This window comes from Amycolatopsis bartoniae, from assembly GCF_014191255.1.
In the GTDB taxonomy this organism is placed as follows: Bacteria; Actinomycetota; Actinomycetes; order Mycobacteriales; family Pseudonocardiaceae; genus Amycolatopsis_E; species Amycolatopsis_E bartoniae.
Window position 1 is genome coordinate 696,426 of the sequence record NZ_JACHWH010000002.1, and the last position, 15,858, is coordinate 712,283.

General features: G+C 71.4%; 14 protein-coding genes. 6 read left to right on the forward strand and 8 right to left on the reverse strand.

All coding sequences use genetic code 11. From position 1 onward, the window contains the following. Positions 1 to 19: 19 nt before the first annotated feature. Positions 20 to 1,390 carry a MocR-like pyridoxine biosynthesis transcription factor PdxR gene (gene pdxR / locus FHX82_RS15215; RefSeq protein ID WP_145938220.1) on the reverse strand — a complete coding sequence of 457 codons (1,371 nt, stop codon included), beginning with the start codon at positions 1,388 to 1,390 and terminating at the stop codon, positions 20 to 22. 72 nt (positions 1,391 to 1,462) lie between these two features. Here pdxR and FHX82_RS15220 point away from each other — a divergent pair, with 72 nt between their 5' ends. Continuing rightward, the gene (locus FHX82_RS15220; RefSeq protein ID WP_145938219.1) at positions 1,463 to 2,119 is read left to right on the forward strand and encodes a pyridoxamine 5'-phosphate oxidase family protein; all 657 of its coding nucleotides are present in this window, start codon (positions 1,463 to 1,465) and stop codon (positions 2,117 to 2,119) included. On the opposite strand, the gene FHX82_RS15225 is transcribed toward FHX82_RS15220, so the two are convergent. The 3 genes from FHX82_RS15225 to FHX82_RS15235 form a co-directional block, all read right to left on the reverse strand. Continuing rightward, the gene (locus FHX82_RS15225) at positions 2,097 to 2,576 is read right to left on the reverse strand and encodes a cysteine dioxygenase (RefSeq protein ID WP_145938218.1); all 480 of its coding nucleotides are present in this window, start codon (positions 2,574 to 2,576) and stop codon (positions 2,097 to 2,099) included. The two genes, FHX82_RS15220 and FHX82_RS15225, sit on opposite strands and share 23 nt — an antisense overlap. A 143-nt stretch (positions 2,577 to 2,719) precedes the next feature. After that, on the reverse strand, positions 2,720 to 3,730 hold the full coding sequence (locus tag FHX82_RS15230; protein ID WP_145938217.1) for an NAD(P)H-dependent glycerol-3-phosphate dehydrogenase: 1,011 nt from the start codon (positions 3,728 to 3,730) through the stop codon (positions 2,720 to 2,722). Beyond that, the gene (locus FHX82_RS15235) at positions 3,730 to 4,437 is read right to left on the reverse strand and encodes a lysophospholipid acyltransferase family protein (protein WP_145938216.1); all 708 of its coding nucleotides are present in this window, start codon (positions 4,435 to 4,437) and stop codon (positions 3,730 to 3,732) included. The genes FHX82_RS15230 and FHX82_RS15235 overlap by 1 nt, the downstream gene beginning before the upstream one ends. A gap of 73 nt (positions 4,438 to 4,510) precedes the next feature. Here FHX82_RS15235 and cofC point away from each other — a divergent pair, with 73 nt between their 5' ends. From cofC to FHX82_RS15250, 3 genes are all read left to right on the forward strand, one after another. Continuing rightward, on the forward strand, positions 4,511 to 5,131 hold the full coding sequence (cofC, locus tag FHX82_RS15240; protein ID WP_145938237.1) for a 2-phospho-L-lactate guanylyltransferase: 621 nt from the start codon (positions 4,511 to 4,513) through the stop codon (positions 5,129 to 5,131). Between the two features lie 116 nt (positions 5,132 to 5,247). Beyond that, entirely contained in the window at positions 5,248 to 7,431 is a 2,184-nt protein-coding gene (locus FHX82_RS15245) for an RNA degradosome polyphosphate kinase (protein WP_145938235.1), read from the forward strand. After that, complete coding sequence (locus FHX82_RS15250; RefSeq protein WP_229880953.1) at positions 7,431 to 8,348, forward strand: NUDIX hydrolase; 918 nt, start codon at positions 7,431 to 7,433, stop codon at positions 8,346 to 8,348. Before FHX82_RS15245 ends, FHX82_RS15250 begins: the two co-directional genes overlap by 1 nt. 921 nt (positions 8,349 to 9,269) lie before the next feature. Here the strand turns inward: FHX82_RS15250 and FHX82_RS15255 are convergent. From FHX82_RS15255 to leuC, 3 genes are all read right to left on the reverse strand, one after another. Further along, on the reverse strand, positions 9,270 to 9,914 hold the full coding sequence (locus FHX82_RS15255) for an HU family DNA-binding protein (RefSeq protein WP_145938215.1): 645 nt from the start codon (positions 9,912 to 9,914) through the stop codon (positions 9,270 to 9,272). A 220-nt stretch (positions 9,915 to 10,134) separates the two neighbouring features. After that, positions 10,135 to 10,734 carry a 3-isopropylmalate dehydratase small subunit gene (gene leuD, locus FHX82_RS15260; RefSeq protein ID WP_145938214.1) on the reverse strand — a complete coding sequence of 200 codons (600 nt, stop codon included), beginning with the start codon at positions 10,732 to 10,734 and terminating at the stop codon, positions 10,135 to 10,137. A gap of 20 nt (positions 10,735 to 10,754) precedes the next feature. Then, positions 10,755 to 12,167: a 3-isopropylmalate dehydratase large subunit gene (leuC, locus tag FHX82_RS15265; RefSeq protein WP_145938213.1), complete on the reverse strand. Its 1,413-nt coding sequence runs from the start codon at positions 12,165 to 12,167 to the stop codon at positions 10,755 to 10,757. 137 nt (positions 12,168 to 12,304) lie between these two features. Here leuC and FHX82_RS15270 point away from each other — a divergent pair, with 137 nt between their 5' ends. Beyond that, positions 12,305 to 13,024 carry an IclR family transcriptional regulator gene (locus tag FHX82_RS15270; protein WP_183176639.1) on the forward strand — a complete coding sequence of 240 codons (720 nt, stop codon included), beginning with the start codon at positions 12,305 to 12,307 and terminating at the stop codon, positions 13,022 to 13,024. 75 nt (positions 13,025 to 13,099) lie between these two features. On the opposite strand, the gene FHX82_RS15275 is transcribed toward FHX82_RS15270, so the two are convergent. Next, positions 13,100 to 14,527 (reverse strand): LCP family protein, encoded by a 1,428-nt coding sequence (locus tag FHX82_RS15275; protein WP_145938212.1) that lies wholly within the window; start codon positions 14,525 to 14,527, stop codon positions 13,100 to 13,102. A gap of 133 nt (positions 14,528 to 14,660) precedes the next feature. On the opposite strand from FHX82_RS15275, the gene FHX82_RS15280 reads away from it, so the two are divergent. After that, entirely contained in the window at positions 14,661 to 15,851 is a 1,191-nt protein-coding gene (locus FHX82_RS15280; protein ID WP_145938211.1) for an RtcB family protein, read from the forward strand. The last annotated feature ends 7 nt before the right edge of the window (positions 15,852 to 15,858 follow it).

The window sequence follows — 15,858 nt, forward strand, 5'->3', positions numbered from 1 at the left end:
AAGCGTCCACTGTGGACATTCAATGCAACAGGTCCACCAGTAGGTGCAGCGCGTCCCGCAACGCCTCACGCGAACAGCCCGCGTAGCCGATCGCCGCACCGAACGCGGTGGGAGTGCCGGCGAAGTGCCGGGCCAGGCCGTCCAGCCGGATGTTCCGGCGTTCGGCCGCCCGCAGCCGGTCGTGTTCCTCCTCCGCCGAGGCGAACGGCACCACCAGGTGCGCGCCCGCCTCGTCGCCGACCACCGGCACGCCCCCCGCCCGCAGGGCGGCCACCAGCAGCATCCGCCGCTCGGACAGCTCCCGCCGCAGTTTCCGCAGGTGGCGCCCCAGGTCGCCGTGCCGCGCCAGCTCGATCAGCACCCGCTGCCCCGCGGGCGACGGGCGCGTGCCGGTGCGGTCGCGGTAGGCCAGCACGGCCGAGGTCACCGCGGGCGGCGCGACCATCCAGCCCGCGCCCAGCGTCGGCGTGAGGATCTTGCTCGTGGTGCCCAGGTGCGCGACGACGTCCGGGGCGAGCGCGGCCAGCAGCGGCAGCGGCGCGACGTCGAAACGCAGCTCGCCGTCGTAGTCGTCCTCGATGACCAGCATGTTCTCCCGGCGGGCGCGCTCCACGAGGTCCACGCGGCGGCCCGCGCTCATCCGGCTGCCCATCGGGTACTGGTGCGCGGGCGAGCAGTAGACCGCGCGGACGCCGGCGGGGATCGCGTCCGGGCGCAGTCCCTCCTCGTCCACCGGAACGCCCACCACGGTCAGCCCCGCGGCCCGCAGCGCGTGCACCGCGCGCTGGTAGCCCGGCTCCTCGACCGCGATCACGTCGCCCGCCGAGAACACCGCCCCGGCGAGCTCGACGACCGCCCCCGTCGTGCCGCCGGTCGCGAGCACGAAGTCCGTGCCGACGGCGAGCCCGCGGTGGCGCAGCAGGTGTTCCGCGATCGCCGCCCGGTAGTCCGGCAGGCCGGCACGATGGGCCCGCGACAACGGCGGCGCGTCCGCGGCGGCCCGCCAGGCGCGGCGCCACGCGGCCCGGTCAAGGCCCGCCGCCCACGGCGTGCCCGGGGTGAGGTCGAGGAACGAGTCCGGTTCCTGCAGCTCACCGGGTACGGTGCGGTGGACGGGCCGGTCGCTGGGCGGGGACGTCGTGACGTAGGTGCCCGAGCCGTGCCGCCCGGCGATCCAGCCCTCGGCGTGCAGCTGCTCGTACGCCGCGGACGTCACGGTCCGGCTCACGCCGAGCCGCTCGGCCAGCGCACGCGTGGACGGCAGCCGGTCGCCGCCACGCAGGTGGCCGTTCGACGCGGACTCGCGCAGCGCGTCGGCCAGCTGCACCGCCAGGGGCACCGGGGACTCCCGGTCGAGCGTCACGGGCAGGGCGGTGCCGGAGTGCGTCACGAGAAGTGGACCTTTCAAACGTGCCAATAGTGGCTATTCTACGATGCCACTTGCTCCGGCACGCTGAGGAGCATGACCACGCTTTCGCCGACTCCCCGCAGCACGCTGACCCGCAAGAAGGACCGGGGCGCCACCGACCGCCAGGCCCTCTACGACGTGCTCGACGAGGCCCTGATCTGCCACCTCGGCCTGGTGCTCGACGGGTCCCCGGTCGTGCTGCCCACCGGGTACGGGCGCGACGGCGACACGCTGTACCTGCACGGATCGACCGGCGCGGGCAACCTCCGCGCCGCCGCGAAGGGCATCGACGTCTGCGTCACCGTGACCCTGCTCGACGGGCTGGTCTACGCGCGCTCGCTCAACAACCACTCGATGAACTACCGCAGCGCGGTGGTGCACGGCCGGGCACGGCTCGTGCAGGACGCCGAGGAGAAGATGCACGGGCTGCACGTCGTGACCGAGCACCTGACGCCCGGCTCGTGGGATCACGCGCGAGCCGTCAACCCCAAGGAGTTCGCGTCGGTGGCCGTGCTCGCCCTCGGACTGGAGGAGGCGTCGGTGAAGATCCGCGCGGGCGGGCCCGGCGAGGAGCCGGAGGACGAGGATCGCACCGACATCTGGGCGGGCGTGGTACCGGTCCAGACCACTTTCGGTGCACCCGTGCCCGCGGACTACGTCCCGTCGGACATGCGGGTGCCGCCGCACGTCAATCGCGCACGGGCCCGGTGACCGGGTCGAGGTGGTACGGCCGCATCGCGCGGCCGCCCGCCCGGTAGACGTGGATGCTGATCGCCGGGTCCGGTCCCTCGTTGCGCACCTGGTGCACGTAGCCGGGGGCGAACACGCGGGACTGCCCGGCGGACAGGTGGTGCAGCTCGGTCACCGCCCGCCCGTCCGGCGCCCGGCGTGCGACGAGCTCCGACAGCTGCCCGCTCACCACGGTGAACGCGCCGGTGGAGCTCGCGTGGTCGTGCAGGTCGGTGTGCTGACCGGGCAGCCAGCCCATCAGCCAGACCTCTTCCCGCTCGTCGGCGGCGATGCGGGTGGAGAAGCGCTGGTCGGGGTCGTAGCGGAGCAGGTCGCGCCAGCGGTCCCGCTCGGCGGCGTACTCCAGGGCGACGCGCACGGGGTGGCGCAGGGAAGACTTCTCGTCGAGCGCGACAGTGTTGTCCGGAACGGCGAACATGGCTGCTGGTGTCCTTGGAAAAGAGGGATGGGAAGGGTCGGCCGCTGGGATGGGTCAGCGACAGCGACAAGGACACAGCGCGAACATGCCGTACAGGAAACCAGTGCCGGCCCCGCCCGGCAACCGAATCCCACGAAGTGGAATCAGGACCACTCGTGCTTGTTCTGCCTGCCCAGCAGCTCCGCCCCGGCGCGGCGGGGGTCGAGCCCCTCGTGGCACACGCGGTGCATCGCGTCGGTGATCGGCATGTCGACCCCACTGGTCTGGGCCAGTTCGCGGATCGACGAGCACGACATGACGCCCTCGGCCACCTGGCCGCCCGCCGCGCGCTGCGCCTGTTCGAGCGTCTCGCCGCGGCCGAGGCGTTCGCCGAACGTCCGGTTGCGCGACAGCGGGGACGAACACGTCGCCACCAGGTCGCCGACCCCCGCGAGCCCCGCGAACGTCAGCGGGTCGGCGCCGAGTTTCGCGCCCAGCCGGGCGGTTTCGGCCAGTCCGCGCGTGATGAGCGTGGCCACCGTGTTGGCGCCGTAGCCCATGCCCGCCGCCATGCCGCAGCTGAGCGCGATGACGTTCTTGCACGCGCCGCCCAGCTCGCAGCCGATGACGTCGGTGTTGGTGTACGGGCGGAAGTACGTGCCGGAACAGGCGCGCTGGATCGCGACCGCGCGCTCGTGGTCGGTGCACGCCAGCACCGCCGCCGCGGGCTGTTCCTGCGCGATCTCGCGGGCCAGGTTCGGGCCCGACACCACGACGATGTCGTTCTCCGGCGCGCCCGAGATCTCCGCGATCACCTCGCTCATCCGCTTGAGCGTGCCCAGTTCCACGCCCTTCGCGAGGCTCACGAGGATCGCCCCGGCGGGCAGCAGCTCGCGCCAGCCCGTCAGGTTCGCCCGCAGGCTCTGGCTCGGCACCGCCAGCACCACGGCTTCGGCGCCGTCCAGCGCCTCCGCCGCGTCGGCGGTCGCGGTCAGGTTGGCGGGCAACCGGATCTCCGGGAGGTAACCGGCGTTGACGTGCTCGTCGCGGATCTGCGCGGCGACTTCGGGACGGCGCGCCCACATCGTCACGTCGCGGCCCGCGTCGGCGAGCACCTTCGCGAACGCCGTGCCCCACGAACCCGCCCCGAGCACCGTGATGCGCTGGACGTCCATCACTCGCCGTCCGCCGGCTCCGGCTTCTTCGCCGGTGGCTGCTCGCCCCGGATTTCGGCCAGCAGGTCGGTGACGCGGTCCATCAGCAGTTCCGTCACCTCGCGCAACACCGCCGCGGTGGGCTCCTGTCCCCGGTAGGCGGACAGGTCGACGGGCTCGCCGACGCGGTGGGTGATCGTCTTGCGCGGGATGAGGCGGAGCTTCTTGTGGTAGAAGTCCAGGATCTCGTTGGTGCCCCAGCGGGCGATCGGGATCACCGGCACGTCGCTGCCGAGCGCGAGGCGCGCCACACCGGTGTAGGAGCGCTTGGGCCAGCCGTTGGGGTCCTTGGTGATGGTGCCCTCGGGGTAGATCACCACGACCTTGCCGTCGCGCAGCGCCTGGTGCGCCGCGCGCAGGCTGTCACCCGCGCTGCTGGAGCCGCGGTAGACGGGGATGCTGCCGGCGCCGACGAAGATCCGGCCGAAGATCGGCGTGTCCACGAGGCTGCTCTTGCCGAGGAACCGCGGCACCCGCTTCTGCCGGTGCACGAACACCGCGTCGACCGCCGGGTCCATGTGGGAGACGTGGTTCATCACCAGCAGGGCCCCGCCTTCGCGGGGAACGCGCTCGCCCCCTTCGTACACACGCCGTGCCAGGTACGTGACGGGATAGAACAGGGCGGCGGCGGCTCCGACCCAGAAACCGCCCTTCTCGCGTCCGGACAAGGCTCCTCCTGTGGTGTCTGCTGCTACCGGCTGATCCTAGGGGGCGGGTTCGGGAAAGATGGGGGCTGTGCCTGTGCCCGTCGATCTGATCGTGCCGCTCAAGCCGCCGCGCCTGGGCAAGTCCCGGCTGCGCGGCGCTGTCACCGACGCCCGGCACCCGTCGTTGGTGCTGGCACTGGCCGCGGACACGGTCACCGCCGCGGCGAGCGTCGTGCGCCGGGTGCTCGTGGTCGCCACCGATCCCGCCGCCGTCGCGCCGCTGCGGGACTGCGGGGCCGAGATCGTCTCCGAGCAGGGCGCGGGCGACCTCAACGCCGCGCTGCGCCGGGGCGAGGCACTGGTGCGCGCGGACGATCCGCACTCCGTCGTCGGCGCGCTGCAGGCGGACCTGCCAGCGCTGCGCCCGGACGAGCTGGCGGCCGCGCTCGCCGAAGCCGCGGGACGGCGCGCGTTCACCGCGGACTGGGCGGGCACCGGCACCACACTCCTGCTGTCCGCGCCGGGCGCGGCGCTCGAACCGCGCTTCGGCGCCGGGTCCGCCGCCGCCCATGCGGGCACCGGCGCCGTCGCGCTCGCGCTGCCCGCGCCGGGGCTGCGCCGGGACGTGGACACCGCTGCGGACCTCGCGCAGGCGGGTGAGCTCGGTCTCGGTCCGCACACCGGGCGGCTCCTGTGCGAAGGGAGCGCCGCGTGAACATCGCGCGTCCACTGGGGCAACTGCTGAAGATCACGCTCCGGTTCACGGGGACGGTGCTGAATGCGGCGATCGGCGTAGCGGCGAACGCGGCCGAAGTGAGGAACAATGCGGGTGTGAGCAGCGACGAGAGCACCTCCCCGGACACGACCGCACCCGCTACCGACGACAGCAGGGCCGTGCAGTTCCGCGCCGTGCCCTCAGCGCCGCCCGCCGTGACCGCGCCCGTCGCGGCCGCCGGTGAGTCACTGCCGGACGACCGCTACTTCAACCGCGAACTGTCCTGGCAGGACTTCAACGCCCGGGTGCTGGCGCTGGCCGAGGACGCGTCCCAGCCCCTGCTGGAGCGGGCCAAGTTCCTGGCCATCTTCGCGTCCAATTTGGACGAGTTCTACATGGTGCGGGTGGCGGGGCTGAAGCGCCGTGACGAGACGGGCCTGCCGGTGCGCAGCGCCGACGGGCTGACCCCGCGCGAGCAGTTGGCCTACATCGCCAAGCGCAACCAGGACCTCGTGGAGCGGCACACGCTCGCGTTCGAGGAGCACGTCCGGCCCGAGCTGGCCGAGCACGACATCTCCATCGTCGGCTGGGCCGACCTGGATGCGGGCGACCAGCTGCGGCTGTCGAACTACTTCAGCGAGCAGATCTTCCCCGTGCTCACCCCGCTGGCCGTCGACCCCGCGCACCCGTTCCCCTACATCTCGGGGCTGTCGCTCAACCTCGCCGTGACGGTGCGCGACCCGGAGGAGGGCACCGAGCGGTTCGCGCGCGTGAAGGTGCCCAACAACGTGCCGCGGCTGATCAGGGTCGAGCCGAGCCGGGAGAGCCGCGTCGCCACGTTCCTGCCGTTGGAGGAGCTCATCGCCGCGCACCTCGGCGAGCTGTTCACCGGCATGGAGGTCACCGAGCACCACGTGTTCCGCGTGACCCGCAACGCGGACTTCGAGGTCGAGGAGGACCGCGACGAGGACCTGCTGCAGGCGCTGGAGCGCGAGCTCGCGCAGCGGCGGTTCGGGCCGCCGGTGCGCCTGGAGGTCGCGCAGGACATGAGCGAGCACATGCTCGAACTGCTGCTGCGGGAGCTGGAGGTGGACCCGCACGACGTCGTCGAGGTGCCGGGCCTGCTCGACCTCACCTGCCTGACGCAGCTGTCCGGTTTGGATCGCAAGGAGCTCAAGGACCGCCCTTTCGTGCCGGCCACGCACCCGGCGTTCGCGGAGCGGGAGACGCCGAAGAGCGTCTTCGCCACCCTGCGCGAGGGTGACGTGCTGGTGCACCACCCGTACGACTCGTTCTCCACGAGCGTGCAGCGGTTCATCGAGCAGGCCGCGGCGGACGACAAGGTGCTGGCGATCAAGCAGACGCTGTACCGCACCTCCGGCGACTCCCCCATCGTCAACGCGCTGATCGACGCGGCGGAGGCGGGCAAGCAGGTCGTCGCGCTCGTGGAGATCAAGGCGCGCTTCGACGAGGAGGCCAACATCTCGTGGGCCCGGACGCTGGAGCGGGCGGGCGTGCACGTGGTCTACGGGCTCGTGGGGCTCAAGACGCACTGCAAGGTCTCGATGGTGGTGCGGCAGGAGGGCGCGACGCTGCGCCGCTACTGCCACATCGGCACGGGCAACTACAACCCGAAGACCGCCCGGCTGTACGAGGACCTGGGGTTGCTGACGGCCGACCCGGCGATCGGCGCGGACCTGACGGACCTGTTCAACGTCCTCACCGGGTACTCGCGGCAGGAGACGTACCGCAACATCCTCACCTCCCCCAACGGGATCCGCCGCGGCATCATCCGGCTCATCGGCGAGGAGATCGAGCACGCGCACGCCGGCAAGCAGGCCGGTATCCGCATCAAGTGCAACTCGCTCGTCGACGAGCAGGTCATCGACGCGCTGTACCGCGCTTCGCAGCAGGGCGTGCCGGTGGACATCGTGGTGCGCGGGATCTGCGCGCTGAAGCCGGGGGTGCCGGGGCTGAGCGACAACATCCGCGTGCGCTCGATCCTCGGCCGGTTCCTGGAGCACTCCCGGATCTTCCACTTCCGGGCGGGCGGCACGCACTGGATCGGCAGCGCGGACATGATGCACCGCAACCTCGACCGCCGGATCGAGGCGCTGGTGTGCGTGCAGGACCCGAAGCTGACGGCGCAGCTGGAGGACGTCCTCGACTCGGCGCTCGACCCGACGACGCGGTGCTGGGTGCTGACGGCCACCGGCGAGTGGTCACCGTCGCCCGCCGAGGGCTCGAAGGTGCGGGACCACCAGGTGGAGCTGCTCGCCCGGCACAAGGCACAGGGGTGATCCAGGCCGCGGGGGCGGTGCTCTGGCGGGATTCGGGCCGGGGCACCGAGGTGGCGGTCGTGCACCGGCCGCGGTACGACGACTGGTCGCTGCCCAAGGGGAAACTCGATCCCGGGGAGACGTTCCCGGACGCGGCGGTGCGGGAGCTCGCGGAGGAGACGGGGTTCCGCGCCGTGCTGGGGCGGCGGCTGCGGACGGTCCGATATCCGGTGCGGGGCGAGGAGAAGGTCGTCGAGTACTGGAGCGCGCGGGCCGGTGCGGGGGAGTTCTCGCCGGACGACGAGGTCGACGCCCTGCGGTGGGTTCCGGTGGCGGAGGCCCCCGGCGCGTTGACGTACCGGATGGACGTGGAGGTGCTGTCGGCGTTCACCGCGTTGCCGCCGGCGTTGACCACGTTGTTGCTGGTGCGCCACGCCAAGGCGGGCAAGCGCAGCGAGTGGACGGGCGACGACGACCTGCGGCCGCTGTCCCCGGCGGGGCAGCGGCAGGCGGACGCCCTGCGGCGGTTGTTGCCGTTGTTCGGAGTGGACCGGTTGTTCTCCGCGCCGCGGCTGCGGTGTGTGCAGACGGTGCACGGCGTGGCGGAGGACCTGGGGGTGGAGGTCGTGCAGGAGCCGTTGCTGTCGGAGGAGGAGTACTGGAGCGACCCGGCGCGCGGGCTCGGCCGGTTGCTCGCGATCGCCGCCGGTGGCGGGACTCCCGCGGTGTGCAGCCAGGGCGGGGTGATCCCGGACGTCGTGGCGGCGCTGGCGGAGCGGGCGGGTCTGGACGTGTCCGCGGGCGACGGAGTGCCGAGTAAGAAGGGTTCGGTGTGGGTGCTGTCCTTCCGCCCGCCGGAGTCCGACGGAACCCCCCACCTCGCGGCGGCGGACTACTATCCGACCGCACTCCCGCACCCCACCCCGGCGCGGTTCTGATTCCCGTATTGTTGCGGAGGCTCACAATTCTTTGACGCCTTTCGAACGGGGTCCGGGGCCCGTTCGGGCAGGGAATCGTGACTTCGCGGGCGCACTGGGTGGGGCTTCTGCCGTCTCGCGTGGGGCGGTTGGGGCTCGTGTTGGGGCTGAGATGCCGTGCAGGGGACCGGAAGCGGCTGGGGTGTCCGTCCGGGTCCGGAAGTCCGCTCGCGGGCTGGAGAAGGCCGCTGGGAAGCCAAGCCGGGGCTTCACTTCGGTATCGGGAACCATCACCGGGTGCCGCAGAAGGCCGCCGTGGGGCCAGCCCGGGGATCTCGCGTCCGACGACCGGGAACCACCGGCAGGCGGCGGAGAACGCCGCTGTGGCGCGGGCTGGGAATCCTCGCGCCGGACGACCGGAACCATCGCCACGGACCGGAGAAGCCGCCGGAGCCGGGTCCAGGGACCCTCGCCCCCCGACAACCGGAACTACCGCGAAGCGCTGGAGAAAGCCGCCGGAGCGCCGGCCTGGGGCTCGCACACGAACCTTCGCCAGCGCGGGATGGCCGCCGTGGTGCCGTTCCGGGAGGAATCCCCCGCCCGCCGTCCCATCCCGTCGTGAGTGCGGCTGGGACAGCGCGGCGTGGCGGCCTCGCCGACTGGCCACTTCCGCTGAGCGGCCGCTTCTCCCCGGAAACGCCGCAGGGCCGCCGTTCGTGGGGGCCAGCGGCTTCACCAGGGGGGGCGAGCATGGCCGGGAACCGTTGCGAGAACAGCCCACCAGCCGTCCCATCCCATCGCGAGTACGGCCGGGACAGTCCCGGAACGGCCGAACCCTTCCACTGACCGGTTGTCGCCGCCGCACTCCGGAAACGCCGCAGGGCCCCCGCGATCCGATCGCGAGGGCCCTGCCGGGACGCCGTTCGAGTGAACGGGCTACTACTACTTCTTCTTCGCGCGCGAAGTGGTGGCCTTCTTCGCCGCCGCCGAGGTCTTGCTCGCGGTGGTCTTCGCCGCGGCCTTCGGCGCCGCCTTGGCGGTGGAGGCCTTCTTCGCCGTCGTCGTGGACTTGGCCGCCGTCGCCTTCGGCGCCGCAGCGGTCTTCGTGGCAGCGGCGGCGGTCCGCGTGCCGCGCGTGGTGGTGCTGCGCGTGGCGGTGGGCCGGGTCGCCGTGGTGCTGCGGCTCGTGGTGGCGCGGGTGCCGGTGGTGGAACGCGTGCCGGCGGCGGCGCGCGTGCCCGTGGTGCCGGTGCTGCGCGTGGCGGTGGTGCCGGTGGCGCGCTTGACGGCGGTGGCCTTCGGCAGCTTCTTCGCGCCGCTGATGACGTCCTTGAACGTGGTTCCGGCGCGGAAGGCCGGCACGTTGGTCTTCTTCACCTTCACGGTCTCACCGGTGCGCGGGTTGCGAGCGGTGCGGGCGGCGCGGGCGCGCTTCTCGAACACCCCGAAGCCGGTGATGTTGACCTTCTCGCCCTTGTTGACCGTCCGGATGATGATGTCGACGAGACCGTCGACGGCCTCGGACGCAACCTTCTTGTCGCCCAAACGCTCGGAGAGCGCCTCGATCAGCTGGGCCTTGTTGGCCATTCCAGTCCTCCATGAAGAACTACTTGTCACACGGCCACTTCGGCCGACTTGCGCACACGGTATTACCAATCGGCCGGAAATTCCAAACGGCGCGCGGAATTTTTTCCGGCTCGGAGCCTGCTTTCCGTCCTCCGAGCGACCCTCCAGGGGCCTTCCGCGCGCCGTTCGGCGTGGTGTCAGCGGTCCTCGATTCCCTTGCTGAGCAGGGAATCTGTGCCGGTCAGGCCCCCTGCGGGAGGGTCACCGGCTTCCAGTTGGGACGCTGCGACTCGAACTCGTCGATCTCGTCGGCGTGGCGGAGGGTGAGAGCGATGTCATCGAGCCCCTCCAGCAGCCGCCAGCGGGTGTAGTCGTCGATCGCGAAGGTCGCGACGAAGTCCTTGGCCCGCACGGTCTTCTCCTCGAGGTCCACCGTGACCTCCGTGCCGGGGTCGTTCTCGAGGATCTTCCACAGCTGCTCGACGTCCTGCTGCTCGCACTGGGCGGCCACCAGACCGCCCTTGCCGGCGTTGCCACGGAAGATGTCCGCGAACCGGGCGGAGATGACGACCCGGAACCCGTAGTCCTGCAATGCCCAGACAGCGTGTTCGCGCGAAGAGCCGGTGCCGAAGTCCGGTCCGGCGACCAGCACGCTGCCGGACTTGAACGGCTCCTGGTTGAGGATGAACGTCTCGTCGGCGCGCCAGGCCGCGAACAGCCCGTCCTCGAAGCCGGTGCGGGTCACCCGCTTCAGGTAGACGGCCGGGATGATCTGGTCAGTGTCCACGTTGGACCGGCGCAGGGGCACCCCGACACCGGTGTGAATCTTGAACGGCTCCATGGTGGCGGTCTCCTTCGGGGTCAGAGGTCCTCGGGGCTGGACAGGGTGCCGCGGACGGCCGTGGCGGCCGCGACGAGCGGCGAGACGAGGTGGGTGCGGCCCCCCTTGCCCTGCCTGCCCTCGAAGTTGCGGTTGGAGGTGGAGGCGCTGCGCTCACCCGGCTTCAGCTGGTCCGGGTTCATGCCCAGGCACATCGAGCAGCCCGCCTGGCGCCACTCGGCACCGGCGTCGACGAACACCTTGTCCAGCCCTTCGGCCTCGGCCGCCTGCCGCACGCGCATCGAGCCCGGCACGACGAGCATCCGCACGCCCTCGGCCACCTTGCGGCCCTGCAGCACGCCCGCCGCGGCCCGCAGGTCCTCGATCCGGCCGTTGGTGCACGAACCGAGGAAGACCGTGTCGACGCTGATCTCACGCAGCGGGGTGCCCGGCTTCAGGTCCATATAGGACAGGGCCTTCTCGGCCGCGGAGCGCTCGTTCTCGTCCGCGATGGCCTCCGGGTCGGGAACGCTTTCACCCAGCGGAAGACCCTGGCCCGGGTTGGTGCCCCACGTGACGAACGGGGTCAGGCTGTCGGCGTCGAGGTGCACCTCGGCGTCGAACTCCGCGCCCTCGTCGGTGCGCAGCTCGTTCCAGTTCGCCACCGCGGCGTCCCAGTCCGCGCCCTTGGGGGCGTGCGGCCGGTCCTTGAGGTAGGCGTAGGTGGTCTCGTCGGGCGCGATCATCCCGGCGCGGGCGCCCGCCTCGATGGACATGTTGCAGATGGTCATGCGGGCTTCCATCGACAGCGAGCGGATCGCGCTGCCGCGGTACTCCAGCACGTAGCCCTGTCCGCCGCCGGTGCCGATCTTCGCGATGACGGCGAGGATGATGTCCTTCGCCGTGACGCCGGGCCGCAGCTCCCCATCCACGTTGATGGCCATGGTCTTGAAGGGCTTCAGCGGCAGGGTCTGCGTGGCGAGCACGTGCTCCACCTCGGAGGTGCCGATGCCGAACGCCATCGCGCCGAACGCGCCGTGCGTGGAGGTGTGGCTGTCGCCGCACACCACGGTCATGCCGGGCTGCGTCAGGCCGAGCTGCGGGCCGATGACGTGCACGATGCCCTGCTCGGCGTCGCCCATCGGGTGCAGCCGGATGCCGAACTCCTTGCAGTTGCGGCGAAGGGTGTCGACCTGGGTGCGGGACACCGGGTCGGCGATCGGCAGCTCGATGTCGACCGTGGGGACGTTGTGGTCCTCGGTCGCGATGGTGAGGTCGGGCCTGCGCACCGGGCGCCCGGCCAGCCGCAGGCCGTCGAACGCCTGCGGGCTGGTGACCTCGTGCACCAGGTGCAGGTCGATGTAGAGCAGGTCGGGCTCCGCGCCTTCGCCCTTGCGCACGACGTGCGCATCCCAGACCTTCTCGGCCAGCGTGCGGGGCCGTGTGTCGGTCATCTGCGCTCCTCCCAAGAGGTTGGTTGGGAGCAAAGGAACTCGATCTCCGGCCGCCGAGCCGCGCGCCGGGCAGCAGCTCGAGTCCGATGTTTCCCAGATTGTGGACTTCCCATGATCCGGGAAGTTAGTATCGCTTCGTGGGACAGCATAGCCCTTCAAACCAGCAGAGCGGTATCGGTGTGCTCGACAAGGCGGTGGCCGTACTGCAGGCCGTCGCCGAAGAACCGTGCGGGCTCGCGGAACTCTGCGGCAGAACGGGCCTGCCGCGCGCCACCGCGCATCGCCTCGCCGTCGGCCTCGAAGTCCACCGGCTCCTGCGGCGCGGCCCCGACGGGCGCTGGCGCCCGGGCACCGCGCTGGCGGAACTCGCCGGTGGCACCACGGATCCGCTGCTCGACGCGGCGGGCACCGTCCTGCCGAAGCTGCGCGACATCACGGGCGAGAGCGTGCAGCTCTACCGCCGTGACGGCGTGCAGCGGGTGTGCGTCTCGACTTCCGAGCCGGCGAGCGGGCTGCGCGACACGGTGCCCATTGGTTCGAGGCTGCCGATGACGGCCGGTTCGGGCGCGAAAGTCCTCGCGGCGTGGGCGGATCCGCACACACAGCGGGCGATCCTGGCGGACGCGGTGTTCGGCGAGCGGACGCTGTTGGAGGTGCGCCGCCGCGGCTGGGCACAAAGCGTCGCCGAACGCGAGCCGGGCGTAGCGAGCGTTTCGGCGCCGGTGCGGGACTCCTCGGGCACGGTCATCGCGGCGGTCTCGGTGTCCGGCCCGGTGGAACGGATCGGCCGCAAACCGGGCGCCCGCTGGGCGGCGGACCTCCTCGCGGCGGCGGAGGCACTGCAGGAACGGCTTTGAGTTCAGACGGGCGCGACGGCCGGGGATGGCTGTCGCGCCCGTTTTTCATGCCTCGGTGACCGAGCGGAACGGTTGTCAGTTCACGCAGTTCACTCCACCCGCCGTGATGGGCGCCGCCGCCGGGGTCGGTGTCGCGGGGGTCGTCGGGGCAGCGCCCGGGCCGCTGTAGTCCGTGCCGAGGTACACGCGCACGTGCCCGGCGTGCAGCGCCGGGTCCGCGACGATCCGCACCCCGCCGAGGAACTGCGCCACCTGCTCCGCCTCCGTCTGCTCCCCCGCCGCGTAGTCGACCACCGTGGTGTGCCGCGACGACACGCTCGACACCGCCCCCACCGCATACCCGAGCCCGGACAGGTCCTGCGAAACCCGCGCGGCGAGGTTGTCGACGCCGCTCGCGTTCTCCACGTCCACCACCGCCTCACCGGTTGCGGTGGCACTGGGCACGGTCGGGACCACAGTGGACTGCGAACCACCGATGGCCTGCTGGATGAACGCCTTGACCTGCGCGGGGTCGACCTGCACGGAGTCCCCGTCCGACGTCTTCAGGTCGACGTTCCCGACGGGGATGGTCTCGAACCGGATCTTCCCCCCGGCGAGACCCTGCAGCTGCTGCGCGAATGAGAACACGTCCCAGCCCTGGTCGATGGTGACCGTCTTCTGCACCGCGCCGATCAGGTTCCCCAGCTTCGCCGGATCGGTCAACGTGCCCGCGGACAACACCGTGTGCGCCATGCTCGCCATGAACGCCTGCTGCCGCCGGATCCGGTCCAGGTCCCCGTTCGGCAGCCCGTGCCGCTGCCGCACGAACGCGAGCGCCTGCGCGCCCGAGATCGTCTGCTCCCCCGCGGGGAAGTTCGCCCCGGAGTAGGAGTCGTGCACGGCCGTGTTGAGGCACACCGGAACGCCGCCGACGGCCTCGCTCACGTCGTAGAAGCCGACCAGGTTCACCGACGCGAAGTGGTTCACCGTCAGGCCGGTCAGCTGCTCCACGGTCTGGATCGCGTTCTTCGCCCCCGCCTGCGCGGCCTGCACGTTCAGCTGCGCTCCGCTCACTCCCTGAGCACGCAACGAGTTCTCGGCGGCCACCTGTGCGTAGGTGTACGCCGAGTTGATCTTGTGCTTGCCGTAGCCGCCCGCGATCTGGACGTAGGAGTCGCGCGGGATCGAGAAGGCGACGGCGTTCCCGCCGCCCGCCGGGATGTGGATGAGGATCATCGTGTCGGTGTTGTCGCCGCCATCACTCGAATCACCGGCGTGCAGCTGGTCGAGCAGGTCCGCGGGCAGCGGGTTCCCCTGCGCGTCGGTGCGGGTGTCCAGGCCGACGAGCAGGATGTTCTGCTCCCCCGTGCTCGCGGCACCGGGGTCGAGGACGTCGGCTGTGGACAGTCCGGTGGTCAGCCGGTGGACCTGGGACCAGCCCAGCCCCGTGATGCCGAACACCAGCAGGGACACCAGCGCGACCACGGTCCGGCCCGTGAGCCTCGCCGAACGGGACTCGCTCATTCCGGGGAGCAAATCACCCCGCGTATGCGGACAGCGTGAAGAACTCCGCTGTGGACGATGCGGTAATGCGGTTGCCGGATCGGGGGTACCCGGGGAATTCTCGTCCCGAGCCGAACGAGAGAGGAAGGACGACATGCACGCCGCACTGGAGGGGGCGCGGGTACCGATCCGGATATGGGCCGACCCGGCGTCGGTCGAGGAGGCCGCGATGCGCCAGCTGCGCAACGTGGCGAACCTGCCGTGGGTGCACGGTCTCGCGGTGATGCCGGACGTGCACTACGGCAAGGGCGCGACGGTCGGCAGCGTCATCGCGATGCGCGACGCGGTGTCGCCGGCAGCGGTCGGCGTGGACATCGGGTGCGGGATGAGCGCGGTCCGCACGTCACTGACGGCGAGCGACCTGCCCGACGACCTCGGCAGGCTGCGGCGGCGCATCGAATCCGCCGTGCCGGTCGGGTTTTCGATGCACAAGACACCGGTGGACCCGGCACGCGTGCCCGGTTCCGGTGGCTGGGACCGGTTCTGGTCGGCGTTCGGTGCGCTGCACCCGGGTGTGCAGAACCTGCGGGACCGCGCGCGGGCGCAGGTCGGCAGCCTCGGCGGGGGCAACCACTTCATCGAGGTGTGCCTGGAACAGGGCGGCGCCGACGAGGGACGCGTGTGGCTGATGTTGCACTCGGGTTCGCGGGGGATCGGGAACGAACTGGCGAAGCGGCACATCGACGTCGCGCGTTCGCTGCCGCACAACGCCGATCTGCCGGACCGTGACCTGGCGGTGTTCGTCGCGGGCACGCCGGAGATGGCCGCGTACCGGCGGGACCTGTTCTGGGCGCAGGACTACGCGGCCCGCAACCGGGCCACGATGGTCGCGCTCGTGCAGCGCGCGCTGGCGGACGAGGTGCCGGGCGTACGGTTCGACGAGCCGATTTCGTGCCACCACAACTACGTCGCGGAGGAGACCTACGACGGCGTGGACGTGCTGGTGACGCGGAAGGGCGCGATCCGGGCGGGGTCGGGAGATCTGGGCATCATCCCGGGCAGCATGGGCACCGGCTCGTACATCGTGCGGGGACTGGGGAACGAGTCGTCGTTCCTGTCGGCGTCCCACGGCGCCGGCCGGCGGATGTCGAGGACGAAGGCACGCAAGACCTTCACGGCGGCGGACCTGGCCGCTCAGACGAGCGGCGTGGAATGCCGCAAGGACGACGGTGTGGTGGACGAAATCCCCGCGGCGTACAAGGACATCGACTCGGTGATCGCGGCGCAGACGGATCTGGTGGAGGTGGTGGCGCACCTGAAGCAGGTGGTGTGCGTGAAGGGCTGAGCAGCAC

Bases quoted from the DNA above. Each gene is read 5' to 3' on its own strand.
- leuD (WP_145938214.1), bottom strand. From the start codon at position 10,734: ATGGAGCCGTTCAAGATTCACACCGGTGTCGGGGTGCCCCTGCGCCGG.
- FHX82_RS15275 (WP_145938212.1), bottom strand. From the start codon at position 14,527: ATGAGCGAGTCCCGTTCGGCGAGGCTCACGGGCCGGACCGTGGTCGCG.
- FHX82_RS15225 (WP_145938218.1), bottom strand. From the start codon at position 2,576: ATGTTCGCCGTTCCGGACAACACTGTCGCGCTCGACGAGAAGTCTTCC.
- FHX82_RS15280 (WP_145938211.1), top strand. From the start codon at position 14,661: ATGCACGCCGCACTGGAGGGGGCGCGGGTACCGATCCGGATATGGGCC.
- leuC (WP_145938213.1), bottom strand. From the start codon at position 12,167: ATGACCGACACACGGCCCCGCACGCTGGCCGAGAAGGTCTGGGATGCG.
- FHX82_RS15220 (WP_145938219.1), top strand. From the start codon at position 1,463: ATGACCACGCTTTCGCCGACTCCCCGCAGCACGCTGACCCGCAAGAAG.
- FHX82_RS15230 (WP_145938217.1), bottom strand. From the start codon at position 3,730: ATGGACGTCCAGCGCATCACGGTGCTCGGGGCGGGTTCGTGGGGCACG.
- FHX82_RS15255 (WP_145938215.1), bottom strand. From the start codon at position 9,914: ATGGCCAACAAGGCCCAGCTGATCGAGGCGCTCTCCGAGCGTTTGGGC.